A 25,715-nucleotide genomic window follows, 5' to 3' on the forward strand; every position below is an offset into this window, starting at 1 on the left:
AACACCCCGTGGAACTGCCTCGCAACGCCTTCAAGCACGCCATCTATGCCGGCCAGCAGCAGATCGGCCTGTGGAGCAGCCTCGCCAGCCATGTGTCGGTGGAGATCCTCGCCGGCGCCGGCTTCGACTGGCTGCTGCTGGACACCGAGCATTCGGCCAACGAGGTGCCGATGGTGCTCAGCCAGCTCCAGGCCTGCATGGAGCACCCCTCCGTCATGCCCATCGTGCGCCCGCCGGTGAACGATCCCGTGGCCATCAAGCGGCTGCTGGACGCGGGGGTGCAGACCCTGCTCCTGCCCATGGTGGACACGCCGGAGCAGGCCGCCGACGCGGTGGCGGCGACGCGCTATCCGCCCGCCGGCATCCGCGGCTTCGCGAGCGCCTCCCGCGCCTCCCGCTTCGGCCGGATCAGCAACTATCACCAGCGCGCCCATGAGGAGATCTGCGTTCTGGTGCAGATCGAATCCCGCCTCGGCATGGACAATCTGGAGGCCATCTGCGCGGTGCCCGGCGTGGACGGCGTGTTCATCGGCCCCGGCGATCTCTCGGCCGCCATCGGCTATCTGGGCGACCAGAACAACGAGCACATCGTCACTCTTATCGAGGGGCTGATCGGACGCATCGTGACCGCCGGCAACCGCGCCGGCATCCTCACCCCCAGCGAGGCTCTCGCCCGCCGCTACATCGCCGCCGGCTCCGTCTTCACCGCGGTCGGCTCCGACACCGGCCTCCTCGCCCGCAACGCCGAGGCGCTGGCGAAGCGGTTCCGCGCGTAGGGCCGCCCCTACCCCGCCTTCCGGTAGAGCCCCGTCAGAATCACCATGGGCGACAGGAGCGGCTGCGGCGCCGCGCGCATGCGCTTGCCCAGCCCGTCCATCAGCCGGTTGGTGAAGGCGTCGCGGAAGGCGGCGTCGCGGCCGGGGTCGAGCGCCGCCAGCAGCGAGGGCAGGAAGGGCGCGCGGAAGAAGCCGAGATGCTGGTCCGCCAGCGCGGCCGCGTCGCCATCCACCGCATAGGCCGGCCAGAACGGGTCCGGCATCTCCCGCGCCTCTTCGGCAACGAGGGTCAGCCCGGCGAAGGCGCCATCGGCGAAGGGCAGCCGCGCCTCGGCGGCGGTGCGCTCGAAGACGAGGATGGTCATGCGCCCGCGCTCTTCCGGCGTGAGCACGCCTCCAAGCGCCATCGCGTCCAGCTCCGCCTCCACCCACGGCATCAGCACCGGGAAGGTGGTGGGCTCCGCGTCCGGCAGGCTCGGCTGAACGACGACAAGGGCGCCGCCGGGCTTCAGCTCCCGCGCGCGGGCGGCGAGGAAGGCCCGCCAGTCGGCCGCCGCCTGCGCGGCGAAGGCGGCGCGCACCTCCGGCACCGTCTGCCGGGGCCACACATGGCCAGTTGGCATCACCGGCGCATGGCTCATCCAGTGGGCGGCAAACGAGCACCAGCCGAAATCCACGCAGCCATCGGGCAGCACCTGTTCATGGAAGGTGCGCCCCACCGCCGAGGCGAAGGTTCGCGCGTCGCGCCTGAGATAGCTGTCCGGATCGTCCCGCAGCAGCTGGAACAGGGCGGTGAAGTCATTGCCCGGCTGGTCGGTGTGGACGACGCTCACCGGCACGTCCGGCCCCAGCCGCCGCCGCACCTCGGCGAGCGCCAGCCCCAGGGGCGCGAGCGAGTTGCGCCCGGTGGCGCTGCCATAGTCGGCGAGCGTGACGGGGCCGCGCAGCGCCATCCCGTCGAAGTCCATGCCCTCGAACGCCCGCGCGATCAGCGGCAGCCCGTGGGCGCCGCCCTTCGCCTGATGCTGGGCATGGTCATTGTAGAACCCGCCCCCCTGCATGGGCGCCGGGCCCTCCACCCGCTCGTGACCCTCGGCCATCAACCCCTCCCCGTTGCTCGGAGGATGGCACATCTGCCGGCGACGGGGTAAGCAGTGACCCATCCGAACGCAGGCCTCGGCCACATGCATTTCGACCATTCCGGAGCGGAGGAAGCGAGGTCGCGTGCGCATCCTGCTCATCAACGTGCCGCATCCCTCCATCGGCAGCCGCATCCCCGACGATCACCTGCCACCGCTGGGCCTCCTCGCCATCGGTGGCCCGCTCATCGATGACGGCCACGAAGTGCGCCTCGTGGACGGCGAACTGAAGCCGATGACGGTGGCCGATCTCGTCGCGGCGGCGACGGACTTCCAGCCGGATGCGGTGCTGTTCGGCCATTCCGGCTCGACCTCCGGCCATCCGGTGATCGCGGCCGTGGCGGCCGGCATCGCGCAGGCGCTGCCCGGCGCCTTCATCGTCTATGGCGGGGTGTTCCCCACCTATCACTGGCGCGACATCCTCGCCGCCGAGCCCCATGTGACGGCCATCGTCCGGGGCGAGGGCGAGGAGACGGCACGCCGTCTCATGGCCGCGCTTCACGCCGGCGCGCCGCTCGCCGACGTCCCTGGCATCGCCTTTCGCGACGCCACCGGCCCGCGCGCCACCCCGCCCGCGCCGATGATCCAGAACCTCGATGCCTACCGCGTCGGCTGGGAGCTGATCGATCACGCCCATTATTCCTACTGGGGCGGGCTCAGGGCAGTGGTGGTACAGTTCTCGCGCGGCTGCCCGCATCCCTGCACCTATTGCGGGCAGCGCGGCTTCTGGAGCCGCTGGCGTCACCGCGATCCCGTGCTGTTCGCCAAGGAACTGGCGCGGCTGCACCGCGAGCAGGGCGTCAAGGTCATCAATTTCGCCGACGAGAACCCCACCTCGTCCCGCAAAGCGTGGCGCGCCTTCCTGGAGGCGCTGATCGCCGAGGACGTGGACCTCGTCCTCGTGGGCTCCACCCGCGCTGACGACATCGTGCGCGACGCGGACATCCTGCACCTCTACCGCAAGGCCGGCTGGGTGCGCTTCCTGCTCGGGCTGGAGAATACGGATGCTGCCACCCTCGCGTTGATCCAAAAGGGCGGCGGCATCGACACGGACCGGGAGGCGATCCGCCTGCTGCGCCGCCATTCCATCCTCTCCATGGCGACCTGGGTGGTGGGCTTCGAGGAGGAGACCGACGCCGACCACTGGCGCGGCCTCAGGCGCCTCCTCGCCCACGATCCCGACCAGATCCAGATGCTGTACGTCACGCCGCATCGCTGGACGCCCTACTACCAGCTCGCCGCCGGCCGTCGGGTGATCGAGAGCGATCGCCGGCGCTGGGACTACAAGCACCAGGTGCTCGCCACGCGCCACATGCCGGCGTGGAGGACACTCGCCTGGGTCAAATTTACCGAGGCGGTGCTGCAGCTACGGCCGAAGGCGCTCCGGCGCACCTATCTGGAGCGCGACGCGCGCCTGCGGCACGCCATGCGCTGGTACGCGAAGATCGGCCGGCGGGTGTGGCCGCACGAGATCCTCGGCTTCCTGCGCCGTCCCCCGCGCGACACCGGCACGACGGTTGCGGACATGTGGGGGCCGCCGCAGGACCGGGAGGAATATGCGATGGCGCCCTCGCCCCGCAGGCCGGCGGAGGCGCGCGAGCCCGCCTGAGGCCCCGCTTTCAATGCCCCTCCGCGCCCACCAGCGCGCGGAAGAAGGCGGCGAGGCGCGCCTTGAGGGGCAGCGCATCGGCCACCTCCTGCTCGAAGGCAGCGAAGGCGGCTGCGAGGCGGGCCTGCTGACGCGCCTTTTCCGGCGCCGGCAGGAAGGCCTTGTCGATGGCGGTCTGCGCGAATCTCTTCAGCCGGCGATAGCCGAGGCCGTGGTCCTGGGCGGCGCGCAGATATTCGTTGGTGAGGTCGATGCGCGAGACGCCCGCGTCGTCGGTGGCGAGCGTCACCGGCACGCCGGCGGAGAGATAGGTGCGGATGGGATGGCGGCGGGCGCGCACGCCGAGGATCACGTCCGAGGAGGTGAGCGCGATCTCGATGGCGACGCCGCGCGCCTTCAGCTCCGCCAGAAGCCCGTCCATGTCGCGCTCGAAACCGATGGCGGTGCCATGGCCGATGCGCCGCGCCCCGGCCGTCTCCACCGCATCGCGGATGTGGAAGTCGAGGTCCGGCGGCGGCACGAGGCCGATCCACAATTCGCCCGCATGGAGCGCCACCGGCACGTCCTTGCCGGCGAGGAAGCCGATCCACTGCATGTGGGTGCGATAATCCTGCCGCGCCGTGCGGTAGTCCTCCGGCCCGACATAGTTGAAGCCGGCGACGATGTCCGGCAACGCCCGCACCAGCGCCGCCGACAGCGCCGTCTGGGCGAACACCTCGGCCGGCGCGCCGTTGCGGTTCACCTGGGCGATGTAGCGGAAATCCACGCCGCAGCCAGGGCGGGAAGCGTCCGCCGCGCAGCCGCGCAGCGCCTCCACACGGGCCACGAGGGCCTTGATGTCCTCCACCCGGCGGCGCACCACGTCCGCCATTCCGGCCGCCTCTAGCGCCGCCAGCATGGCCTTGGGATCGCGCTCCGCGCCGATGGCCTGGCCGAGGCGGCGGCGGTCGTCGCCCTCGATCAGCGTCACCATCAGCTCGGCATATTGCACGTTCTCGGCGCGGTACTGGCGCAGCTGGTCCACCGTCATCTCGGCGGTGCGCTCCATAGTGCGCGTCCAGTCCGGACCGCCGGCGGCGGGATTGAACTTGGAGAAGGAGGCGAAGAACTGGTCGTGCCCGGAGGGCACCTGAGGGGTGGGCACGAACCAGCGCATGGAGAGCGCATCCACCAGCAGGTCGAAGGTGGTCTGGCCGCGCCAGCCGGCCACCGCGTCGGCGATGGGGACGATCTTCGGATCGGCACCGCAGGGCTTCTCCGCGCTCGCGTCGGCGGGCGGGGACAGGATGTTCATGGCGGCGGGATCGAGGCACAGGCCATCCTTGATGGCCCAGGCGATCAGCCGCTCGGCATAGACCGCGCCGGAGAGGTGGGTGTGCAGGTCGCCGCCCTTCGGCATGCGGTGCAGGAAAGCGCGCTGGCGGTTGGGCTCCGGCCGCATCCGCTCGAACTGCGCGGCGGTGAGCGCCTCGGGCAGACGGCTGACGACGACGGCGGCCCGGATGGCGACAAGCGCCGCGATCAGGACGAACGCGGCGATCAGGATGCGGCGACGCAACAGGGCCTCCGGGGCGCGGATCTCAACTCGGGCGCGAGCGTAGCGAGTTTCTCCGTGTCACGGAATCCGGCAAACGCCCGCATGCGCCGTCATCGCCCGCCTATGGCCGCGCCTGACGCTCGATAACGCCGTCATCGCCCGCCTCGTGCGGGCGATCCACCCGTCCGACAGAGGGGTGCCGGGCCTGAGGAAGCGGACGAGTGGTGGAGTGGATCCCCCGGACGAGCCGGGGGATGACGGTGGTGAGGGCGCGAGAGGGAAGCGACAGGGCGGAGTTCAGCGCTGGTATCTCGGCTCTCGCCCGCTGCCCCGCGCGCCCCGACTCAGCTCTTGGCGAGCCCGGCGAGCACCTTGTCGACGCCGGTGACGCCGACCTTCACATTCACCTGCCGGCCGTCCTGCAGGCGGAAGGAGATGGTGGCCTCCTTGGCGGCGGACAGCTCCTTGGAGAGCGCCGCGTCATAGGCGATGCTCGCCTCGCACTCGGTGCCGTTGCACCACTGGTACGCGAGCTTGCGGGTGTTCTGGCCGAGCACCAGATCCACGCCGTCGCGCACGATCACGCCGGTGGGCGTGGTGATGGCGATGGTGGGAACGTCCTTGCCGTCCTTGCCGATCTTCCACACCACCACGACGCGCTTGGACTGGTTGTCGGTGATGCGCAGCACCGCAAAGCAGGTCTTCTTGCCGGTCCTGGCGCCGGCCGCCGGGGGCAGTTCCTGGCAGGTGAGCACCCAATTGTCGAACGACTGGGTCTCGGTCTTCACCGGGCCGGCGGGCGCGGCGGCCGGTGGCTGGTTCTGGGCGGAACGGGTCTGCGCCGGCGCCTGCTGGGTCTGCGCCACGGTCACCGCGCCCGTGTCCTCGGAGAACAGGACGGCGAAGGGGGTGGCGGCAAGCAGCGCTGCGAGGGCGAGAAAGGGGCCGGTGCGGAACGCGCCGGTGCGGGACGGACGGGGAAGATTCACGAGACGCCTCCGTGGACGAAGACCCGGGGACAGAAGGAATCGGGACCAGAAAGAAGGGGAACCTGAATGCCGATCGTGCGGATGCGCGGCCGGTTGGCCCGGTCCGCGCGCCATGCTTGCCGGGCGGAAAGGCCTGCCGGACGGGAAGGATGGGGCGGCGGAGCACGAAAGCCAAGCGTTGTTCAAGCGTTCCTGCGGCATTGTCCCCCGCAGAAGAAACGGGCGGCGCACCGTGAGGCACGCCGCCCGCGGGACTGATCGAGGATCAGGCGCAGATCACCACTGGTAGCGCAGACCGCCCTTGGCGCTGCCGGCCGTGTAGTTGTCGCCGAACTTCACATCGGCATTCACGAAGCTGTTCCAGCCCGAGTCCTTGGCGAAGACGTTGAAGCCGACACCCACTTCCCCGAACAGGCCGTCGAAATTGTCGACGGTGCTGAAGGGCACGCCCGGATTGAAGAGGGTGACCGCGTTGTCGCCGAGGAACTCGTACCAGAGCCGGCCGGTCAGGCTCGCCTGCACCCGGTAGGTGGCCGCGTCGTAGACCTGGCCGCCGATGCGGGCGCCGAGGCTGCCCCGCAGGCTGTCGTTGTTGCCGAAGTCCACGAAGGTGGCGCCGGCGATGTTGAGGTCGGAGATGTTGGTGTTGACGTAGGACAGGGTGGCGAGGCCGTCCAGGAACCCGCCGTTGCCCCAGGTGTAGAAGCGGTAGCCGGTGTCGAGGGCGAAGCCGACGTTCCGGGCGTCCGTGGACTGGCCGAAGTAGCCGATGCCCGCGAGCGTCGGCGCGTTGTAGTCCATGGAGAGGAAGTCGGCCTTCACCAGGGCGTCGAAGTACCAGTTGCCGGTGATGTAGGTGGCATAGGCACCGACCGTCCCGCCGGAGTAATCCGCCGAGGTGGGCGAGTTGCTGAAGTTCAGGTTGGACCCGACGAAGCCGCCGAGGACACCGAACACCATCGCGTCGTTGGAGGCGAAGACGTTCTCCTTGCCGAAGTCGGCGCCGGCCATGAAGCCGTAGATGTTCTGGCTGTAGCCGGTGTCGAACCCGTAGATGCCGCCGCCGCCCGCGAAGGTGTTGGAGGCATCACGCGAGCCCCAGCTGCCGATCACCTTGCCCCAGATGCCGGGGGTGACGGAGGCGGGAGCGCCGGGAACCGCCTTCACGCCTTCCTTGGTGACCAGCTGCGTGGGCGTGCCCTGCAGGTAGGTGCGCAGGTCGGCCTGGCGATCAAGCCACACGCCGGTGGTCTCGTGCCAGATGGCCTGGGCGCCGGTGACGAGCTTGGGCAGTTCAAAGGCTTCCTGGTCCGGCAGGCCGATCAGGTACTGGTCGTTCCCGATGACCGTGAGGTCGTAGAAGAAGAAGCCCTTGTCGATCACGCCGCCGAACTTCGGCGCGTAGTTGGTGGAGGTCGGATCGATGTAGAAGCTGTTCGGGTCGGTGGTGCCCGCCACGCTCTGCACGTCCACCACGCGGATGCCGGCGAGGTTGAAGGCGCCGGGGCCGGGGTTGACGTCGTTGATGACGAGGCCGGTCGCGCCGGTGGTGACGAGGCCGGCGATTTCCAGGCCGTTCACGTCGAGCCCGCCCACCGCGAGCTGGTCCGAAGTGGAGCCGGCCGCGCCGAGGAAGCTGTCGAGGCCGACCCGGCTGTTGCCGACGCCATTCCAGGTGCCGCTCACGTAGGTCACGTCGCGGGCGCCGTTGAAGGCGATCTGGCCGGGCACCTCGTCGATCATGGTCAGCAGGCCGCTCTGGAGGAAGAGCGGATCGCCGTTGTTGAAGGTCTCGAGGCTGAAGAAGTTGGTGTTCTCGGCCACCGCGCCCTGCAGCGCGGTCACGACGCGGCCGGCGTTGTTCACCGTGTCGGTGCCGCCGCCGAAGTAGTTGTTGCCGACCGTCACCCAGGTGTTGGACGACAGGTTGTTGAAGGTGTCGTCGTTGTCGGTGAGGCCGACCCGACCGACAATGGTGCCCGCGTTGGTGATGGTGGTGGCGCCGCCGTCGGTATCGATGACGATGTCGCTCGCCGCGATGATCAGGCCGGGCAGGTTGACGCCGCCCAGGTAGCTCCAGGAGCTGACCAGCGTGCCGGCGCCCACGTTGATGATGGTGCCGTCATCGCTGTTGACCGAGATCACCGCCTCGCCCCAGCTCTTGCCCGAGCCGATCACCGCATTGTTGGTGCCGATGTTCACCGTGGCGAAGTCGGCCTCGAAGATGCGGATGGCGTTGCCGACGCCGGTCTGGTCGGCGTCGCCGCGGATCAGGCTGAGGTCGGAGGTGGTGATGGTGACGTTGTCCCAGCCGCCGGCCCGGATGCCCTTGTCGTTGGCGACGACCGAGGAGTTGAGGCCGGTGGTGACGAAGATGTCGTTGCCGGCGCCGAAGGCGAAGTTGGTGGCGGTGAGGCCGTCGTCGCCCGCGGCCACCGTGCTCGAGGAGCCGGTGGTGAGGAAGATGTCGCCGGAGCCGGCGAACTTGTTGGCCACGATGCCGTCGCCGCCCGCCGTGACGCCGCTGGCGAGGCCGGTGGTGACGGTCACGTTGCCGGTGGCGCCGATCGACTGGGCGTCGATGCCGTTGCCGGAGGTGGTGACGGCGCTCGAGATGCCGGTGGAGACCACCACGTCACCCGTGCCGCCGAACCGGCCGGCGAAGATGCCGCCCGCAGTGGCGTTGATGGCCGAGAGCGTGCCGGTGGTAACCGTCACGTTGCCCGTCCCCAGGGTCTTGGAGGCGATGACGCCGAAGTCCTGGGCGGTGATGGTGGTGAGACCCGCCTGAGCCACGTTCACGTCGCCGGTGCCGAAGATGGCGTTGGCCTCGATGCCGTTGGCGGTGGTGGAGGTGATGTTGGCGTTGGCGTTCACCTGCACCGTGCCGTCGCCGGCCTTCAGGATGAAGATGCCGTTGTCGGTGGCGGTGATGGCCGCGTTGTTGGTCACCGTCACGTTCCCGGCGGTCAGCGCCGCCGCGAGCACCTGGATGCCCTCGTCGCCGGCGGTGATGGTGCCGTTGGTGGTGATGGCGATGTTGCCGCCGCCCAGCTGGGCCACCGAGATGCCGTCGTCGCCGGCGTTGATGGTGCCGAGGGCGGTGGTGTTGATGGTGATCGGCGTCTCGCCGAAGGCGATGGCGAGGATGCCGTCGCCGCCGGTCGCCGCCTGGTTCAGGCCGCCCACCGCCGCGTTCACGTCGATGGTGGTGGGGCCGTCGCCGAGCTTGAAGGTGAGGATGCCGATGCCGTCGGACTTGATGGTGCCGCCGGCGTTGACGTTCACGTCGATGGCGCCGTTGCCGATGTTGGCGCCGACGATACCGATGGTGGTCGCCTGGACCTCGGCGTTCACGTTCACCGTGGCGGTGCCCGAGCCGATGGTCAGCGCGCCGCCGCCCACCGCCGGCGGATCGATCACGCCGTTGATGGTCAGGGTGGCGTTGCCGGTGCCGCCGGCGATGGCGGCCGCGCCGATGAAGCCGCCGGGCGCAATGGAGACCTTCTGGTTCACCGTCACGTCGGCGTTGCCGCCGGTGTTGAAGCCGATGACGCCGGCGACGGCGGCGTTGACCGTGCCGTCGGTGACCACGGTCACCTGCTGGCCCGCGCCGATGTTGCCGCCGAGGACGCCGATGCCGTTGGCCGAGGTGACCGCCGCCTTGGTGTTCACGTCCACCGTGCCACCGTCGCCGATGGAGAGGGCGCCGACGCCGAGGAGGTCACCGCTCACGGTGCCTTCGGTGAGGACCTTCACGGTGTTGGTGTTGCCGAAGGCGAGGCCGGCGACGCCGAAGCCGTCCGCCGAGGTGACCGCCGCCTTGGTGTTGATGTCCAGCGAGCCGCCGGTGGCGCCGAGGATGCCGCCGACGCCGAGCAGGCGGCCGGTGACGTCCTTCTCGGTGGTCACCGCGACGGTGTTGGGGCCGGCGCCGATGGCACCGCCGAACACGCCGAAGCCGTCCGCCGAGGTCACGGTGTCCTTGGTGAGGACGGTGACGGTGTTGGTGTCGCCGAGCGCCAGCGCGCCGACGCCGAGGTAGCGGCCGGTGACCGCCTTCTCTGTGGTCACGTCGATGGTGTTGGAGCCGAGGCCGAGGGCCGCGACGCCGAAGCCGTTGGCGCTGTCCACCGTGTCCTTGGTGAGGACGGTGAGGCTGCCGCCCGTGCCGCCGACGATGCCGCCGACGCCGAGGAGATCACCCGCGACCGCCTTCTCGGTGGTCACCGAGACGGTGTTCGGGCCGGCGCCGATGGCGCCGCCCAGCACGCCGAAGCCGTCGGACGAGGTCACCGTGTCCTTGGTCAGGACGGTGACGGTGTTCTGGTCGCCCAGCGCGAGGGCGCCGACGCCGAGGTAGCGGCCGGTCACTGCCTTGTCGGTGGTGACGTTGATGGTGTTGGAGCCGAGGCCGAGGGCCGCCACGCCGAAGCCGTTGGCGCTGTCCACGGTATCCTTGGTCTCGACGGTGAGGGTGCCGCCCGTGCCGCCGATGATGCCGCCCACGCCGAGCAGGTCGCCGGAGACCTGCTTCTGGGTGGTGACGTTCACCGTGTTGGCGCCGGTGCCGATGGAGCCGCCCAGCACGCCGAAGCCGGAGGCCGAGGTGACCTTGGCCTGGGTCTCGACGTTCACCGTGGTGCCGCCGCCGCCGAGGTTCAGCGCGCCGACGCCGAGCAGGTCGCCGGAGACTTCCTGCTGGGTGGTGACGTTGATGGTCTGGCCGGTGCCGAGGCCGAGGGCCGCGACGCCGAAGCCGTCGGAGGAGGTCACCTTGTCCTCGGTGACGATGGTGAGCTGCGAGCCCGCGCCGCCGATGAGGCCGCCGACGCCGAGGAAGGTGCCGTCCACCTGCTCGCCGGTGGTGACCGTGACCACCGAGCCGTCGCCGATGCCGGCGCCGACCACGCCCGCGCCGCCGGAGGTGACGGCCGCGGTGGTGGTGACGTCCACGTTGCCGTTGGCGCCGATGGAGAAGCCGCCCACGCCGAGGAGGCCGGAGTTGATGGCGCCGGAGGTGGAGACCTTCACCACCTGATTGGTGCCGATGCCGCCGCCCAGGACGCCGATGCCGTCATTGGTGATGGCGGCGGAGTTCTTCACGTCCACGGTGGTGGCGATGCCGGTGGTGTTGTCGCCGATCACGATGCCGCCGACGCCCAGAAGGCCGCCGGTGATGGCACCGGTGTTGGTGACCTTCACCTGGCCTTCGTCGCCCGCGACGAGGCCGGCCACCGCGGCACCCTGGGTGCTGATGGCGCCGGAATTGGTGACGTTCAGGGTGCCGTTAGCGCCGCCGATGACGCCGATCACGCCGCCGATGTCGGCGTTCACCGAACCCTGGTTGTTGATCGTCACGGTGTGACCGTCGCCGAAGGCGAGGCCGGCCACGCCGATGCCGGAATTGTTCAGGATCGCGCCGGAGTTCTGCACGTTCACCGTCGTGCCGGTGCCCGGGCCGATCGCCACGCCCGCGACACCGAGGAAGCCGCCGGAGATGGCGCCGCCGTTGGTCACCGACACGTTGGTGCCGGCGCCCGAGCCGTCGAGGTCGATGGCCGCGCCCAGAACGCCGATGCCGCCGGTCTGGATGGCGCCGATGTTGCTGACCGTCACCGTCTCGCTGCCGGTGCCGTCGCCCACCACGATGCCGCCGACGCCGAGGAAGCCGGCCTGCACCACCGCGAGGTTGCTGACGTTCACGTCGTTGCCGTTGCCCACCGCGAGGCCGAGCACGCCGACCTGGTAGTCCTCGACCACGCCCTTGTTCTCGACGTTCACGTCGAGGCCGGCGTTGTTGTTGCCGACCTTGATGCCGGCCACGCCGATGAGCGGGGTGGCGCCGACGGTGGATTCCACCGTGGCGCTGTTGTCCACGTCCACCCGCCCGTCGCCCACGTTCAGGCCGAGGACGCCGATGAGGTCGGCGTCGATATTGCCGGCCGTGTTGGTGGTGGCGGTGCCGTTGCCGATGGTGACGGCGGCGACGCCGATCAGCGGCGGATCGATCACGCCGGAGAAATTGACCGTGGCATTGCCGTTGTTGGCGATGGCGCCGACACCGACGAGGCCGCCCGACGCCACATCAACGGTGCCGTTGGTGGTCACGTTGACATTGCCGTCGGTGTTGAAGCCGAGCACGCCGCCCGCGGTGCCGGAGACACTCCGCGTCTCGACGTCCACCGTGCCGCCGGTGCCGATGGAGCCGGCCAGCACGCCGAAGCCGCCGGTGGCGTCGACATTGTCGCGGGCATCCACCGACACCTCGTTGCCGGTGCCGATGCCCACCGCGAGGATGCCCGTGCCGTTGCCGGCCGTCACATTGTCCTTGGTGGTGACGTCGACCGTGGCCTTGCCGGTGCCGACCGCGGAATTCCAGGTGGAGGGGTCTGCCGGGTCGAAGCCGGTGAAGTCGCCGACGCTGGCGCCGAGGGCGAAGACGCCGTTGCCGTTGGTGCCTTCCACGTCGCCGGAGACGTTCACCGTGGTGTTGGCGTTGCCATTCAGGCTGCCGGCCAGCGCGAAGATGCCGTTGGAGCCGCCGGTCACGTCGGCCGAGCCCTGCACGGTGGTGGTGGCGGTGTTCGGGCCGCCCGAGACCGGGGCGGTGATGGCGGAGGCGAAGATGCCGGCGCCCGTGCCGCCGATCACCGAGCCGCCGTTCGCGGTCACGGTGGTGGTGGCATCCACGCCGATGCCGCTCAGGCCGACCGAGGTGGCGGTGGCGTTGATGCCGTTGGTGCCGCCCTGAACGAAGGTGCCGTTGGTGGTGACCGAGGAGACCGCCGGGATCTGCGTGCCGCCGAGGGAGAAGCCCACGGCGGTGGCGTTGATGCCGTCGCCCGAGGTGCCCATCGCGGTGCCGCCGACGAACCGCAGGTCGAGGTCGGTGCCGGTGGCGGCGACGCCGTTGGTGCCGCCCATGAAGAAGGAGTTGTTGGCGGTGAGGTTCACTTCCTGGCCGAGGAAGTTGGCGCCGGAGCCCGAGGTGCCGCTGAAGAAGCCGCCGTTGGTGGTGGTGTTGATGGTGCCGAGGGCGGTGAAGTTCAGGCCGTTCGTGCCGCCGCCGACGAAGGCGGCGGGCGTGGAGGTGAAGGTGATGTCGCCCAGGGTGGACGTGAGGTTGATGCCGTTGCTGCTCGCCTCGGTGCCGGTCGCCGTGCCGGCGAAGCCGGTCATGGTGATGTCGCCGATCGCCGCGGTGGCGCTGATGCCGTTGTCGCCGCCCGTCGCCGTGCCGGTGAAGTTGTTGGCGGTGATGTTGCCGGTGGTGGCGAAGAGCTGGATGCCGTTTCCGGTGGTGCCTGTGGCCGAACCGGAGAAGTTGTTCAGCGTGATGCTGGTGCCGGACGTGTAGACGATGCCGTTCTCATCACCGGTGAAGGTCGCGGCCGTGTTGTTGCTGGTGATCGATGTGAGCGCGCCGACGTTCAGGGCCGTTCCGCTCGGCGCAGTCTGGACGATGACGCCCGCGCCGGCGTTGACCGTCGTGCTGCCGAAGATGTTGTTGCTCGAGAACCCGTTGTTATCGGTCCCGGTGCAGTCCACCGTCACATTCGGAAAGCCCGCGCCGGAGCACGCCGCATCCGCCGTGCCCGGCTGGATCACGCCCGCCAGCACCGTCGCCAGCGCCGAGGAGAGGAGAAGTGCCCGTGCCCGGCCGCGGGTTACGGAGCCTCCCTTCGCAGAGGACCGAACATGCGCGCCAGACAGGATGGTGCCGCCCGAATTGACCATCTTCACCCCCAACATGCAGCGGCAGGAGGACACCCTCCGCCGGCATTAACCTGTTTGGGCCGCCACAATCTGCGACCATTGGTTGTGGAGCGATTTTCACACCCCTCGAACTGACGCGAACTTACCCATGGTCTGCAATCACCTCTCCGCAAGACGCGACTCATCACTGCTCAAAAAACGAAATGCTTCATATTCACGTGAGGTGTTGCACTTTTGCCATGACGGCAAATTCCGATTAGATTCAAATGCTTAATCTATTTTCATGCTCGGGGCGGTTGCGGGCAACCGCCCTACGGTCAAGGCCAAGACAGGATATCGACCGGTATTTGGGTAGTTAGAGTTGCATTTAGACTCTGTTTGCTCTGTTGTTGCGCCGGTTGGGCAAGGGGCGGAAACCAGCGATGGAGGGCTATCTAAAGATTTCGCAGACGCAATATTTAAGTATTCACGATTGCGCTGCATCAAATTCAGAGCTTCATCACGCGCGGTTGCAAGGTGGCACCGCGGTGGCGCCCAAGGTCAAATCCGCTCAGGACGGACTAAGTTTGCGGCAGACGCTGTTGCCGAATGTGGCCGTTATTTGTGCGACAGCGCCACAATTGGGCGCCCTGCGTGTCGCCGCGCTGGAGCTGCCACTCATTGTGGCCGGGCAAGCCAGCGAATCCGCAACACTGGCCGTCGATCAGGAGCCGCCCCGCGATATACCGGCGAACGCCTCCTTCCTCGCCACCGTCCGAAACCGCGCGGACATCCGCTTTCCCGGCGGCACGCTGTTTCTGGTGGCCGCCCCGCAGCGGGGCCCGATCATGGGCGAGACGGGCGGGAGCCTGTCCACCGCGCCGGACGAATCGGTCGACCTGCTCATCACGCAGGCACAGTCCATCGTCGGGCGCGATCTGCCGCCGGCTCTGGCGCGGGCCTGCGAGGCGGGCCTCCTCGCGCTGCTCTCGGTTGCGCGCGAGCGTGAGGATAAAGGGGCGGTCGATGGCGACCCGCTGTTCCGCGACATTCTGGCTGACATCGCCGCCAACTGCCGCCAGCAGGATTACGGGGTCGCCCAGGTCGCGCAGCGCTACAAGCTGAACGTGCGCACGCTCCAGAAGATGTTCCAGAAGCACGGCACCACGATCCGCGAGCACATCACCGCCGCCCGCCTGAAATACGCGGGGGCGGCCCTGCTCGATCCCGCCAATGCTGGGAAAAAGGTGTCGGACATCGCGTTCGAGGCCGGCTTCAACGACATCGCCACCTTCAACCGCCTGTTCCGCCGCACCTTCGGGCGCGCCCCCTCAGCCTTCAGGACAGAGGCGAATCAGGCGGCTGCCGGCGTTGCCCGCGCCGAGCAGGCGGATATCGACGACATCGCCTAAGCGCTTCCGGGCTCACCACCCGACCCGCGGCGCGTCCCGCCTCAGCCCTGCGATTCAAGCGCCTCGCGGCGGCGGCGCACGGCGGCGGCCAGCGCGTCGAGCGCGGGATCGCTGACGCCGTGCCCGGCCAGCCCCTCGCAGGTGGCGAACAGATACTCCGCCGCAGAGCCGATGGCGCCGCGCGCGGTGGCGAGCCGCTCCACCACCTCTTCCTCGCTCAGCCCACCGGCATAATGCGGGTTGGCGCGGTCCATGGTGAAGGCGATGGCGCAGCCGATCTCCCCGCCATCCGGATCGGTGACTTCCAGCCAGCGCGGCACATAGGCGCCGGAGAGCATCTCGCGCCGCCACAGGAGGGAGAGTTCGTGCTCCAGCCCCTCCTCCGGCAGACGGAAGGCGACGCCGGTGCAGTCGCCGCCCGAATCAAGGGCGAGCGTAAGGCCGGGATGGGCGCGGGAGCCCCGCCCCACCACCGTCTCAAGGCAGAAGGCGCGATGCCAGCCGTCGATGCGGCCGACCCGGCACGCCTCCACCCGCACCGTGGGGTTCCAGATCAGCGACCCATAGGCGAAGAGCCAGACCGGTCCTTCCGGCCGCGCCGCCAGCGTGGCCGTGAGCGAGGCGGCGCGCTCGGCCTGCGTGAGCACGGCCAGATCCGGCGCGTCGCGCGCGACCAGCGCGTCAATGCCGCCGGCCTCGATGAGTTCGCGGGTAAGAGCATGCATCTTCATGGCTGCCCCTATTTAAGCAGGAACTGCGCCAATTCCCATGCCCCCCGCGCCGAACCAGCCGGATGGGGGTATAAACCCTCCCATGATACCGCATCGATGCTTCCAACGGTATTTCAGTGGGGCTTAGACGTGGCCGTCGTGATTTTCGGGCTTGTCAAGGGCTGGGCATTTGGCTTGGCAGCAAAAGCCATGCGATGAAGAAAAGAACAAACTGTGTCCATCGCCAGCGGCGGCGGACACAGGCATCGGGGGCTTCGCCGGGGGGCGCGGCCAGGTCCCGTCTTTCTTCAGCGCGGGTCCTCCCGCGCTGAGCGATCACGAGCGCGAACTGCCCCATGAAAGACGCTTCCGTCAGCAGCACCGCGCCCCGCGGCACGCCGGATATCGGCGGGTGCGACAGCGAGCCGATCCACATTCCGGGCTCCATCCAGCCGCACGGCCTGCTGCTGGTGGCGGACCCGCGCACGCGCACCGTGGTGGGCGGAGCCGGCGACATCGAGGGCCGCCTCGCCGAAGGCTGGCTCGGCGCCACCCTTGACGCTTTGCTCGGGCCGGACATGTCCGCGCCGCTCCAGGCGGCCGTGCAGCAGGCCCCGCACACTGTCGTCACCCGCCTCGGCCTCCTCGCCGGGCGCGCCGAGACCTTCGAGGTGCTGCTGCATCGCGCCGCGCAGGGCATCCTCGTGGAGCTGGAGCCGGCCCCCGAGGTGCGGCTCGGCGCCGCCGAGGTGCTGGCCGGGCTCGACGCCGCCGCCGTGAGCTTCGAGCGCGCGGCGGACCTGCGCAATCTCTGCGCCGAGGCGGCCGCCGTCTTCCGCCGCATCACCGGCTTCGACCGGGTGATGATCTACCAGTTCCTCGACGACGAGGCGGGGACGGTGCTCGGCGAGGCGAAGGCGAAGGAGATGGGCTCCTTCCTGAACCACCATTTCCCCGGCAGCGACATCCCCCGCCAGGCCCGCGCGCTCTATGTGCGCAACCGCGTGCGGGTGATCCCTGACGTGTCCTACACGCCCGCCCCGCTGCGTCCCGCCGAGGCCGGGCTCGCCCAGCTCGATCTGTCGGATGTGATGCTGCGTTCCGTCTCGCCCATCCACATCCAGTATCTGCGCAACATGGGGGTGGGGGCCTCGGCCTCCGTGTCCATCGTCAAGGACGGGTTGCTGTGGGGCCTCGTCGCCTGCCATCACCGCACGCCCCGCCGCCTGCCCTACGAACTGCGCATGGCCTGCCAGTCGCTCGCCGCCAACCTCGCCCGCCAGATCCGCACCCGCGAGGAGGCGATGCAGTATCGCGACCGCATCCGGCTGCACGGTGCCGAGGATTCGCTCGCCGACTATCTCTCCGCCGACGCCCCGGTGGAGGAGGTGCTCACCCGCCACGGCGACGACCTGCGCCGGGCGCTGGGCGCCGACGGCTTCGCCGTGGTCGAGGCCGACCGCGTGCGCACCTGCGGCCGCTGCCCGGACGAGACGGCGCTCCGGCGCATCGCCCGCTGGGTGGAGGCGCGGGCGCAAAGGCGCGCCTTCAGCACCCACACCCTGCCCGCCCTGCTGCCCGCCGCAGCCGAGGTCGCGCCGCTGGCCAGCGGCGTCGCGGCGGTGAACATCCCCGGCGACGCGCCGCTGGTGCTGCTGTGGCTGCGCGCCGAGCAGGTGGAGGTGGTCAACTGGGCCGGCAATCCGCATCGCGACGACCCGGCCGATCCCAATGCCCAGCTCACCCCGCGTGCCTCCTTCGAGGCATGGAGCGAGACCGTGCGTGGCAAGGCGCGCGCCTGGTCGATGGCGGAGGTGGAGACCATCAACCGCCTCGGCCACGCCGTGCTGCAGGCGCGCCAGAACCGGCGCGTGCGCGACCTCAACCGCCGGCTCTCCGCCACCGTGGTGGAGAACGAGCAGCTGCTGCAGCACAAGGACTTCCTGATGCGCGAGGTGAACCACCGCGTGCAGAACAGCCTGCAGCTGGTGTCCTCCTTCCTGCGCCTGCAATCACGACGCCTCGGCGAGAGCGAGGCGGCCTCGGCCCTGGCGGAGGCGGAGCGCCGGGTGGCGGCGGTGGGCCTCGTGCATCGCCAGCTCTATGCCGGCGAGCAGGTGGAGGCGGTGGACCTCTCGCGCTATCTCATCGACCTCACCAACGAGGTCACGAGCGCCCTCGGCAAGGAGTGGGAAGCCCACATCAGGCTCGATGTGGCGCCGGTGCTGATGGCGGCCGACCGGGCGGTGCGGCTGGGTCTGATCCTCACCGAGCTGGTGCTCAACACCGCCAAATATGCCTATGGCGGCGCCCCCGGCCCGCTCAGCGTGGCGCTGGAGCAGCACCGCGACCGCTTCCGCCTCATCGTCGCCGACCACGGCAGCGGCAAGGTGGGCGAGCGCCAGGGCTTCGGCACGCTCATGATCAAGGCCATGGTGCAGGGCCTCGACGGCGTGCTCGCCGACGAGGAGAACGCCCCCGGCCTGCGCACCATCGTCACCGCCCCGATATGCCCGGCGGGTGGTTGATGGGTGGCGCTGAGGCGCCGCGGGCTTGACCAGAGCCCCTTCCGTTCGGCCCCTGCCCTTCCTATCTCAGCCTCATCTTTCGTTCGGGGGCGAACGAGGCTGGTTGATGGCTGAGCTTTCCATTCTCGATCTCGTCCGGGTGCGCGAGGGGTTCTCCCCCCGCCATGCCTTGGACAACGCCCGCGACCTCGCTGCCCACGCCGAAGACTGGGGCTACCGCCGCTTCTGGGTGGCCGAGCATCACAACATGCAGGGCATCGCCAGCGCCGCGACGGCAGTGGTCATCGCCCATATCGCGGCAGGCACGCAGCGGATCCGGGTGGGCGCGGGCGGCATCATGCTGCCCAATCACGCGCCACTCGTCATCGCCGAGCAGTTCGGCACGCTGGCGCAACTCTTCCCCGGCCGCATCGACCTCGGCGTCGGCCGCGCGCCGGGCACCGACCAGATGACCATGCGGGCGCTGCGGCGCTCGCTCACCAATGCGGACAATTTCCCGCAGGACGTGCAGGAGCTGGAGGCCTATCTCGCCCCCGCCCAGCCGGGCCAGACGCTGTTTGCCGTGCCGGCGACCGGAACCGAGGTGCCGCTCTGGATCCTCGGCTCCAGCACCTACGGCGCCCAGCTCGCGGCGGCCCTCGGCCTGCCCTACGCCTTCGCCTCCCACTTCGCCCCGGCCGACCTCCTGCCGGCGCTGGAAATCTACCGGGAGCGCTTCAAGCCCTCGGACGTGCTTCAGAAGCCCTATGCCATGGCGGCCCTGAACGTGATCGCGGCCGAAACCGACACCGAGGCGCGCCGCCTCGCCACCACCCAGCAGATGTCGGTGGCCGATATCTTCCGCGGCGCGCGCGGGCTCTCCAAGCCGCCCATCGATGACATCGAGGACTATTGGACCCCCATGGAGAAGGCGCAGGCCCAGCGCTTCCTCGCCCGCTCGGTCATCGGCGGACCGGAGCGCGTGCGCGAGGGCATTGCCGCCTTCGTGCGCGAGACCGGCGTGGACGAGGTGATCGTGGTGTCCGACGTGTTCGACCACGACAAGCGCCTCGCCTCCTACCGCATGATCGCGGAAGTGGCGGGCGCTCTGGCCGGGACGCAGGCGGAGGCAGCGGCGGTGTGAGTCTCGGGCGGACCGCGTATGCGGCCCGACATCTCCACGTGTCATCGCCCGGACGAGCCGGGCGATGACGGCTCTATGATACCTTCCTGTCCCTCACCCCTCCAGGCGCGCGTCCAGCGTGATGTTGGCGCGGATTACCTTGGACAGGGGGCAATTGGCCTTGGCCTTGCCGGCCAGTTCCGCGAACTGCTCGGGCGTAGCGCCCGGCACGGTGCCCACCAGGGTGAGGTCCACCTGGGTGATGGCATAGCCGGCGTCCTGCTTCTCCAGCGACACCTTCGCGGTCGTCTCCATCTGCGTGGCGGTGAGCCCCGCCTCGCCGAGGATGAGGGAGAGCGCCATGGTGAAGCAGGCGGCATGGGCCGCACCGAGCAGTTCCTCGGGATTGCTGCCGCGCTGGCCCTCGAAGCGGCTGGCGAAGCCGTAGGGGAAGCCGGCCAGCGCCCCGCTCTCGGTGGAGATCTTGCCCCGCCCGTCCTTGATGCCGCCGCTCCATTCCGCCGAACCGCTGCGCACGATCGCCATGGTCGTCTCCTGTTCCGATGGCCCGCGCACGGGTGCGCTTGGGCTTTGCAGTGCCTGCGGGGGAGGAACGACCGAGGGGGCGAAATCGTTCACCGCGCCGGCGTGCAAACCGGAAACAATCGTTCACACCCGTGACACCAAAAGACGCACCGCGGTCCAACTTGCGACATCTGGGCCGTGACAATGGAGCCTGTCTTGCGGGGCGCCCCGGCCCGCTGCGGCGCGGCACCGGGGAAGAGGAGATTTGCTTCGGACCACCAGCGAGGGGCGGCACCCGACGCTGCGACCGGGCACCGAAAGGTGTTTCCGGCGTTGCCTTCCAGATGAAAGGGAAAGCCCCCATGCGCTTTTATTCCGGCCGGCCCGACGCCGGCGGCACATTGCCGTCCCGCCGGCGCCTGATGCCCGCATTGTCCCATCGCCAATGGGCTCGGCTCCGGCCCTGGCTTTTAGCGCTGGCGGTGGCCGGTGGCGCGGTGGCGCTCGGCGCGCTTATTGTCAGCGAGATTCCCCAGCGCACCCGCATCGCCTTCGAGGCCGATGTGCGCGCCCGCTTCAGCACCGCCCCGGTGCTCGTCATCGGCGACAGCATCACCTACCAGGCCGCCCCGCGGAACCTCTGCGGCGAGGAGGTGCTGAACGCCGCCGTTCCGGGCGACAAGATCGACGATCTCCTCTCCCGCGCCGACGCGCTGGAGCGGCATCTCGCGCCGGCCCGCGTGGTGATCGCCATCGGCGCCAATGACGCGGTGAAGCCGAAGCATTCCATCGCCGAATGGCGGGCGCGCTATCGCGACCTCATCTCCCGCTTTGCCGGAACCCAGCTGGTGCTGGTGGAGGTGAACCCGGTGGAGCATCACCGCTCGCCCTATGCGGACATGCTGGACGAGGCCTATGTGGCCGAGCAGAACGCCGTGATCCGCGCCATCGCCGCCGAGACGGGCGCCGTGGTGGTGCCGGCGCCGCAATCCGTCTCCACCACCGACGGCATCCACCCGAGCCGCGCCGGCGCCCTGCTGTGGCGGGCGCGCCTGTTCTCGGCCGCGTGCCGGTAGGCGCCTTGGTGGCGATCAGGCGTCGAGCGGGAACCGCCTTGGCGCGATGGCGTAGCGGGCGCGAAGGGCATCGATGTCCATTCCGGCCACCGCGAAGAAATCCCACCCCGGCGCGAACAGGTCCGTATTGATCCCCGCGCCGCGCTCCCACGCCTCGAAGAAGGCGCCCGGCTTGAGCGCGCCCACGGCGGAGGCCGCCACATCGTTGAGCTTGATGCCGAGGTGCCAGCTCACGATCACCGGCAGCACATGGGCCGCCATGGAATTCTTCGGGTGCATGGCGGCGGTGAAGGTGGAGACGAGGATTTCGCCGGGCGGCGTGGTGTCGTAGCCGGCCAGCACATGGCAGGAATCGTGCGGCACGCTGAACACGGCGGAGAGCCCGTTGGGCTCGCCGGGGAAGGCGTATCCGTTGTCGCGGAAGTGGTGGAAGAAGTGGTTGCCGAAGCTCTCCGGCGGCAGATGCTCCAGCGCGTGAAAGCGGGCGGCGAGGGCCGGGTCCGGCTTGGCAGTGTAGGGCAGGAGATAGGCGGCGACGTCGCTCGTGACGTTGCCGCTCCAGGCGCGGCCGGTGACGCTCTCCATGTTCGCCCGGATCATGCATCCGAGCGCCGCTTGAAGATGGCCATGGGCGGCCTCGGCGAGATCGCGCACATAGTCGGCACCGCCGAATCCCGTGGCCTGCGCGCAGGCCACCAGCCGGTCGATGCGGGCGGCATCGATGCTGCCATCCACCAGCGCCACCACGGTGAGGAGCCGCATGGCCTCGGCGGCAGCCGGGCCGGAGAGGCGCGCCGCGAGGCCGGCGGGATCGACGGGTCCCGGCAGCGGCCCGCCGGAGGGTCGGCCGAACACGACCTCCGCGGCAGCGGCAATGGTGTGGTGGTCCGGCTCGGTCACCGCCTCGGCACCCTTCGCCTGCGACACCCAGAGCATCGCGCCGAGCGCCGCATCCTGCTGATCCGCGTCAAGGTTGATGCGCATGCTCCTGCCCCGCGCCGTTCACTCCGCTGGGGAAGTTGGCACAAGCACAAGCGCGGCGGAAGCACTTGAGGCGTGGGATTAGCCCTCCACGCCGCGCACGGCCAGCACCGCCTTCATGCGCCTGAGCGCGAGGTCGGGATCGGTAAGCAAGCCGGCCGCGTCGGCGAGGCGGAACAGCTCGGCGAGGTGGAGCGTGGAGCGGGTGCTCTCCTGCCCGCCCACCATGGTGAAATGGTCCTGATGGCCATTGAGATAGGCCATGAAGACCACGCCCGTCTTGTAGAAGCGCGTCGGCGCCTTGAAGATGTGCCGCGACAGCGGCACCGTCGGCCCGAGGATGTCGTGGAAGCGCGCCGTGTCCCCCGCCGCCAGCGCGGTGAGCGCGGCCGAGGCGGCCGGCGCGATGGCGTCGAAGATGCCGAGCAGCGCGTGGGAATGGCCCTGTTCGTCGCCGGCGATCAGCTCCGCATAGTTGAAATCGTCGCCCGTATACATGCGCACGGCCGGGTCCAGCCGGCGGCGCATGGCGATCTCCTTGTCCTTGTCGAGCAGGGAGATCTTCACGCCGTCGATCTTCGCCGTATTGGCGTTGATGACGGCGACCGCCGTGTCCATCGCCGCGTCGAGATTGCGCGTGCCCCAGTAGCCGGCAAGCGCGGGATCGAACATGTCGCCGAGCCAGTGGATGATGACCGGCGCCGACACCTGCGACAGCACGCGGGCATAGACCGTCTCATAATCCTCCGGCGACTTCGCCACGCGGGCCAGCGCGCGCGAGGCCATGAGGATGATGCGCCCGCCCACCTTCTCCACCGCCGCGATCTGCTCCTCATAGGCGCGGATCACGTCGTCCAGCGATGTCGCCGCCTCAGGCGCGAGATGGTCGGTGCCGGCGCCGGAGAAGACCAGCGCCTCCGGCCCGTGCGCCTTCGCGGCTTCGACCGAACGGCGGATCAATTCCAGCGAGGTCGGCCAGTCCAGCCCCATGCCGCGCTGGGCGGTGTCCATGGCTTCCGCGACGCCGAGCCCGAGGTCCCACAAGCGGGCGCGGTAGGCGATGGTGCGGTCCCAGTCGATGGCCGCGTCGAGCCACGGGTCGCAGTCCTTCAACGGGTCCGCCACCACATGGGCGGCGGAGAAGGCGATGCGGTTCATGGGGCCGGAGGCACGGGCGGGAAAATCGCGCGGGGCGGAGAGGCGGAAGGTCTCAAGGCTCCCGCCGGCGACCGGCAGGCGGAGGGACAAGGCGGTGGCGCGGGCGTGCTCGTTCATGGTGTCGATCCTGAAAAGGCGGCGCGGTCGCTCAGGCGAGCGTCCCGTGCGGGATGGGTTCGGGCACCGCGGCCGGCGCGATGGGGGTGAGGCTTGTCCAGTCGGGTTCGGCGGCGCGGGCAAAGCCCGGCGCCTCCAGAAGGCCGCGGGTGGGCAGGAGCCCGCGCGAGACATCGAGGCCGAGCCGCCCGTTTCGCTGGGTGTAGAGGTCCGGATGGGCATCGAAGAAGGCGCGGGCCTCGCCCTCCGGCGCCGGGCCGAAGCCGTCCACATAATGGTGGCCGTTGCGCTCGCCATGGGCGAGGCCGAGGGCGGCGACGAGCGCGGTGTCCTGCTCGATGCCGAGGCCGGGCTGGCAGGTGAGGTCTTCCGCCGAGATGAGGAAGGGCGCGCGCGCCCCGCCCGCGTTCCACGCCTTCACCCGCGCGGCGTTGAGGATGGCTTTGTAGAGGCCCTTGCAACTCTTGGAGGAGACGCCGCGATAGCCGAGCGCCGCCGCGCGCGGGAAGGCATCCGGCGCATCGTCCGCCTCGTCGATGATGACCGGCAGGCCATCCAGCGGCGGCAGCGGGGCGGCGAAGGTCTCGGCGCGGTCGAACGGCTGCTCGATATAGAGAAGCCGCGCGCGGAAGGCGGCGAGGCGCGGGGCGTTCAGCGCCTCGGCGAGGGCCATGAGGCGGTCGGGGTCGTACTGCTCGTTGGCGTCCAGCGTCGCCGCATAGCCGGGGGCGGAGGCGGCGAGAATGGCGGCGATCTCCTCCAGCCGGGCGATGTCAGCCGCGAGGTCGCCGCCGATCTTGATCTTGAAGAAGGCGAGCCGCGCCGCGGCGATCTCGGCGGCGAGGCCGTGCGGCCCGTCGAGCGGGTCCATGAGGCCGACGGTATGGCGCAGCGCCACCGCCGGGGCCGGCGTGAGCGCGGCGAGGAAGCCGCCGATCTGGCCGGCGGTGAGATCGGGCGAGAGCCGCCCGTCGAGCCCCATGACGTTGCGCTTCAGGCCGGCGACGAGGCCGAGGCCCATGGCGCGCAGGAGCGCATCCAGCACCGCCTTGTCGAGGAGAGCCGGGCCGAAGCCAGCGGCGAGCGGCGGCACACCTTCGCGGTTGCCCCACATGAGCTGCGGCGCCCGCGCCGCCACCGACAGGCCGAAGGCGCTTGAGGGCAGCGCGTTGGCATAGACGCGCGCGGCCTGGGCGAGGCCGCGCCGCAGGTCGTCCACCGTGTGGAGCGGGCTCTTCGCCGGCGCCTTGTCGAACCAGCGCGGCATCATCATCTCGGCGGCCATGCCGGTCGCCGGGCCGAAGCCCTCCACCTCGGCCGCCACCTTCACGAAGGCCTGCGGCGCCGTCTCCACCACCGAGGGGCCGAAGCGGAACGGGCGGACGAAGGGCATCAGCCGCTCGCCGATCTCCACCTCGCGGATGGTGACGCGCGGGAAGGGCATGTTCGTCCTCTCAGTCCTGCGGGACCAAAGCCCGCGCGGCGATTGAGCGAGGTGCGCCCGGGCCGCGACCGGGCCGGGCGCGGCTCCTCAGTCCAGATGACCGCGGGCGTAGAAATGTCCGCGGATGGTCTTGGCGAGTTCGGCGAACACCGGGCTCGCCATCATGTCGAGAGAGCGCGGGCGGGGCAGCGGCACGTCATAGATGGCGGCCACCGAGCCCGGCCGGTCGGTCATCACCACCACCCGGTCGGCGAGGAAGATCGCCTCGGGGATGGAGTGGGTGATGAGCAGGATGGTCTTGCCGGTCTCGTGCTGGATGCGCTGGAGTTCCAGATTCATCTTCTCGCGCGTCATGGCGTCGAGCGCGCCGAACGGCTCGTCCATGAGCACGATCTTGGGGTCGTGCACCAGCGCCCGGCAGATGGCGGCGCGCTGCTGCATGCCGCCGGAGAGCTGCCAGGGATATTTGTTCTCGAAACCGTTGAGGCCCGCCGTGTTGAGGAGCTGGCGCGCGCGCTCCAGGTGGCTCGCGCGGTCGAGCCGGCGCACCTCCACCGGCAGCATCACGTTGCGCAGCACGGTGCGCCAGGCGAGCAGCACCGGGCTCTGGAACACGATGCCCACATCGTCCGGCGGCTCGGTCACGGCCTTTCCGTCGATGCGGATTTCGCCCGCCGTGGCCGGGATGAGGCCCGCCACCAGCTTCAGCAGCGTGGACTTGCCGCAGCCGGAGGGGCCGACCACGCAGATGAACTCGCCCTCGGAGATGTCGAGGTCCATGGGCTTCAGCGAGGGCACCTCGCCGTCGCGGGTCTGGTAGGTCTTGGACAGGCCGCGGATGTCGATGAGGCGGCGGCGGGTCGCGCCGTCGTCGCGGGAGATCACGCGCAGGGTGTTGGGTCTGGCCATGGCGC

At 69.8% G+C, this 25,715-nt stretch carries 16 protein-coding genes; 6 read left to right on the plus strand and 10 right to left on the minus strand.

Annotation, left to right across the window (positions count from 1 at the left end; translation table 11 throughout):
- Positions 1–8 precede the first annotated feature (8 nt).
- The gene (locus V5F63_RS21250; protein WP_394101172.1) at positions 9–776 is read left to right on the plus strand and encodes an HpcH/HpaI aldolase family protein; all 768 of its coding nucleotides are present in this window, start codon (positions 9–11) and stop codon (positions 774–776) included.
- Positions 777–784: 8 nt separating this feature from the next.
- Here the strand turns inward: V5F63_RS21250 and V5F63_RS21255 are convergent, their stop codons facing one another.
- On the minus strand, positions 785–1,876 hold the full coding sequence (locus tag V5F63_RS21255) for a class I SAM-dependent methyltransferase (RefSeq protein ID WP_209485435.1): 1,092 nt from the start codon (positions 1,874–1,876) through the stop codon (positions 785–787).
- A gap of 124 nt (positions 1,877–2,000) precedes the next feature.
- On the opposite strand from V5F63_RS21255, the gene bchE reads away from it, so the two are divergent.
- A complete protein-coding gene (gene bchE, locus V5F63_RS21260; RefSeq protein WP_394101171.1) occupies positions 2,001–3,524 on the plus strand; it encodes a magnesium-protoporphyrin IX monomethyl ester anaerobic oxidative cyclase in 1,524 nt (507 codons plus the stop codon).
- Between the two features lie 10 nt (positions 3,525–3,534).
- Here bchE and V5F63_RS21265 read toward each other — a convergent pair whose 3' ends face one another.
- The 3 genes from V5F63_RS21265 to V5F63_RS21275 all read right to left on the minus strand — a co-directional run bounded on the left by V5F63_RS21265 (position 3,535) and on the right by V5F63_RS21275 (position 13,790).
- Positions 3,535–5,082, minus strand: coding sequence for an adenosine deaminase (locus V5F63_RS21265; protein ID WP_394101170.1), 1,548 nt, complete (start codon positions 5,080–5,082; stop codon positions 3,535–3,537).
- A gap of 323 nt (positions 5,083–5,405) precedes the next feature.
- The gene (locus tag V5F63_RS21270; protein WP_209485441.1) at positions 5,406–6,050 is read right to left on the minus strand and encodes an invasion associated locus B family protein; all 645 of its coding nucleotides are present in this window, start codon (positions 6,048–6,050) and stop codon (positions 5,406–5,408) included.
- A 276-nt stretch (positions 6,051–6,326) separates the two neighbouring features.
- A complete protein-coding gene (locus tag V5F63_RS21275; protein ID WP_394101169.1) occupies positions 6,327–13,790 on the minus strand; it encodes a hypothetical protein in 7,464 nt (2,487 codons plus the stop codon).
- A gap of 377 nt (positions 13,791–14,167) precedes the next feature.
- Between V5F63_RS21275 and V5F63_RS21280 the strand changes: the two genes are divergently transcribed.
- Complete coding sequence (locus tag V5F63_RS21280; RefSeq protein ID WP_209485447.1) at positions 14,168–15,160, plus strand: helix-turn-helix transcriptional regulator; 993 nt, start codon at positions 14,168–14,170, stop codon at positions 15,158–15,160.
- 41 nt (positions 15,161–15,201) lie between these two features.
- Here V5F63_RS21280 and V5F63_RS21285 read toward each other — a convergent pair whose 3' ends face one another.
- The gene (locus V5F63_RS21285) at positions 15,202–15,891 is read right to left on the minus strand and encodes a gamma-glutamylcyclotransferase (RefSeq protein ID WP_209485449.1); all 690 of its coding nucleotides are present in this window, start codon (positions 15,889–15,891) and stop codon (positions 15,202–15,204) included.
- 335 nt (positions 15,892–16,226) lie between these two features.
- On the opposite strand from V5F63_RS21285, the gene V5F63_RS21290 reads away from it, so the two are divergent.
- Both V5F63_RS21290 and V5F63_RS21295 read left to right on the plus strand, forming a co-directional pair.
- Entirely contained in the window at positions 16,227–18,398 is a 2,172-nt protein-coding gene (locus V5F63_RS21290; RefSeq protein WP_394101167.1) for a histidine kinase dimerization/phosphoacceptor domain -containing protein, read from the plus strand.
- A gap of 106 nt (positions 18,399–18,504) precedes the next feature.
- Positions 18,505–19,521 (plus strand): LLM class flavin-dependent oxidoreductase, encoded by a 1,017-nt coding sequence (locus tag V5F63_RS21295; protein ID WP_394101166.1) that lies wholly within the window; start codon positions 18,505–18,507, stop codon positions 19,519–19,521.
- 93 nt (positions 19,522–19,614) lie between these two features.
- On the opposite strand, the gene V5F63_RS21300 is transcribed toward V5F63_RS21295, so the two are convergent.
- Positions 19,615–20,046 (minus strand): OsmC family protein, encoded by a 432-nt coding sequence (locus V5F63_RS21300; protein ID WP_209485455.1) that lies wholly within the window; start codon positions 20,044–20,046, stop codon positions 19,615–19,617.
- A 341-nt stretch (positions 20,047–20,387) separates the two neighbouring features.
- On the opposite strand from V5F63_RS21300, the gene V5F63_RS21305 reads away from it, so the two are divergent.
- Complete coding sequence (locus V5F63_RS21305) at positions 20,388–21,101, plus strand: SGNH/GDSL hydrolase family protein (RefSeq protein ID WP_394101165.1); 714 nt, start codon at positions 20,388–20,390, stop codon at positions 21,099–21,101.
- Between the two features lie 15 nt (positions 21,102–21,116).
- Here the strand turns inward: V5F63_RS21305 and V5F63_RS21310 are convergent, their stop codons facing one another.
- From V5F63_RS21310 to V5F63_RS21325, 4 genes are all read right to left on the minus strand, one after another.
- Entirely contained in the window at positions 21,117–22,085 is a 969-nt protein-coding gene (locus tag V5F63_RS21310) for a hypothetical protein (RefSeq protein ID WP_394101164.1), read from the minus strand.
- Between the two features lie 78 nt (positions 22,086–22,163).
- The gene (locus V5F63_RS21315; protein ID WP_394101163.1) at positions 22,164–23,357 is read right to left on the minus strand and encodes a dihydrodipicolinate synthase family protein; all 1,194 of its coding nucleotides are present in this window, start codon (positions 23,355–23,357) and stop codon (positions 22,164–22,166) included.
- 31 nt (positions 23,358–23,388) lie between these two features.
- On the minus strand, positions 23,389–24,801 hold the full coding sequence (locus V5F63_RS21320) for an enolase C-terminal domain-like protein (protein WP_394101162.1): 1,413 nt from the start codon (positions 24,799–24,801) through the stop codon (positions 23,389–23,391).
- A gap of 87 nt (positions 24,802–24,888) precedes the next feature.
- The gene (locus V5F63_RS21325) at positions 24,889–25,710 is read right to left on the minus strand and encodes an ABC transporter ATP-binding protein (RefSeq protein ID WP_394028761.1); all 822 of its coding nucleotides are present in this window, start codon (positions 25,708–25,710) and stop codon (positions 24,889–24,891) included.
- Positions 25,711–25,715: the final 5 nt, after the last annotated feature.

The sequence above is a fragment of the Xanthobacter wiegelii genome, assembly GCF_043193855.2.
GTDB lineage: Bacteria > Pseudomonadota > Alphaproteobacteria > Rhizobiales > Xanthobacteraceae > Xanthobacter > Xanthobacter flavus_A.

Coding starts and splice junctions, on each gene's coding strand:
- V5F63_RS21315 (WP_394101163.1), bottom strand. CDS start 23,357: ATGAACGAGCACGCCCGCGCCACCGCCTTGTCCCTCCGCCTGCCGGTC.
- V5F63_RS21285 (WP_209485449.1), bottom strand. CDS start 15,891: ATGAAGATGCATGCTCTTACCCGCGAACTCATCGAGGCCGGCGGCATT.
- V5F63_RS21325 (WP_394028761.1), bottom strand. CDS start 25,710: ATGGCCAGACCCAACACCCTGCGCGTGATCTCCCGCGACGACGGCGCG.
- V5F63_RS21295 (WP_394101166.1), top strand. CDS start 18,505: ATGGCTGAGCTTTCCATTCTCGATCTCGTCCGGGTGCGCGAGGGGTTC.
- V5F63_RS21275 (WP_394101169.1), bottom strand. CDS start 13,790: ATGGTCAATTCGGGCGGCACCATCCTGTCTGGCGCGCATGTTCGGTCC.
- V5F63_RS21320 (WP_394101162.1), bottom strand. CDS start 24,801: ATGCCCTTCCCGCGCGTCACCATCCGCGAGGTGGAGATCGGCGAGCGG.
- V5F63_RS21290 (WP_394101167.1), top strand. CDS start 16,227: ATGAAAGACGCTTCCGTCAGCAGCACCGCGCCCCGCGGCACGCCGGAT.
- V5F63_RS21300 (WP_209485455.1), bottom strand. CDS start 20,046: ATGGCGATCGTGCGCAGCGGTTCGGCGGAATGGAGCGGCGGCATCAAG.
- V5F63_RS21305 (WP_394101165.1), top strand. CDS start 20,388: ATGCGCTTTTATTCCGGCCGGCCCGACGCCGGCGGCACATTGCCGTCC.
- V5F63_RS21310 (WP_394101164.1), bottom strand. CDS start 22,085: ATGCGCATCAACCTTGACGCGGATCAGCAGGATGCGGCGCTCGGCGCG.
- V5F63_RS21255 (WP_209485435.1), bottom strand. CDS start 1,876: ATGGCCGAGGGTCACGAGCGGGTGGAGGGCCCGGCGCCCATGCAGGGG.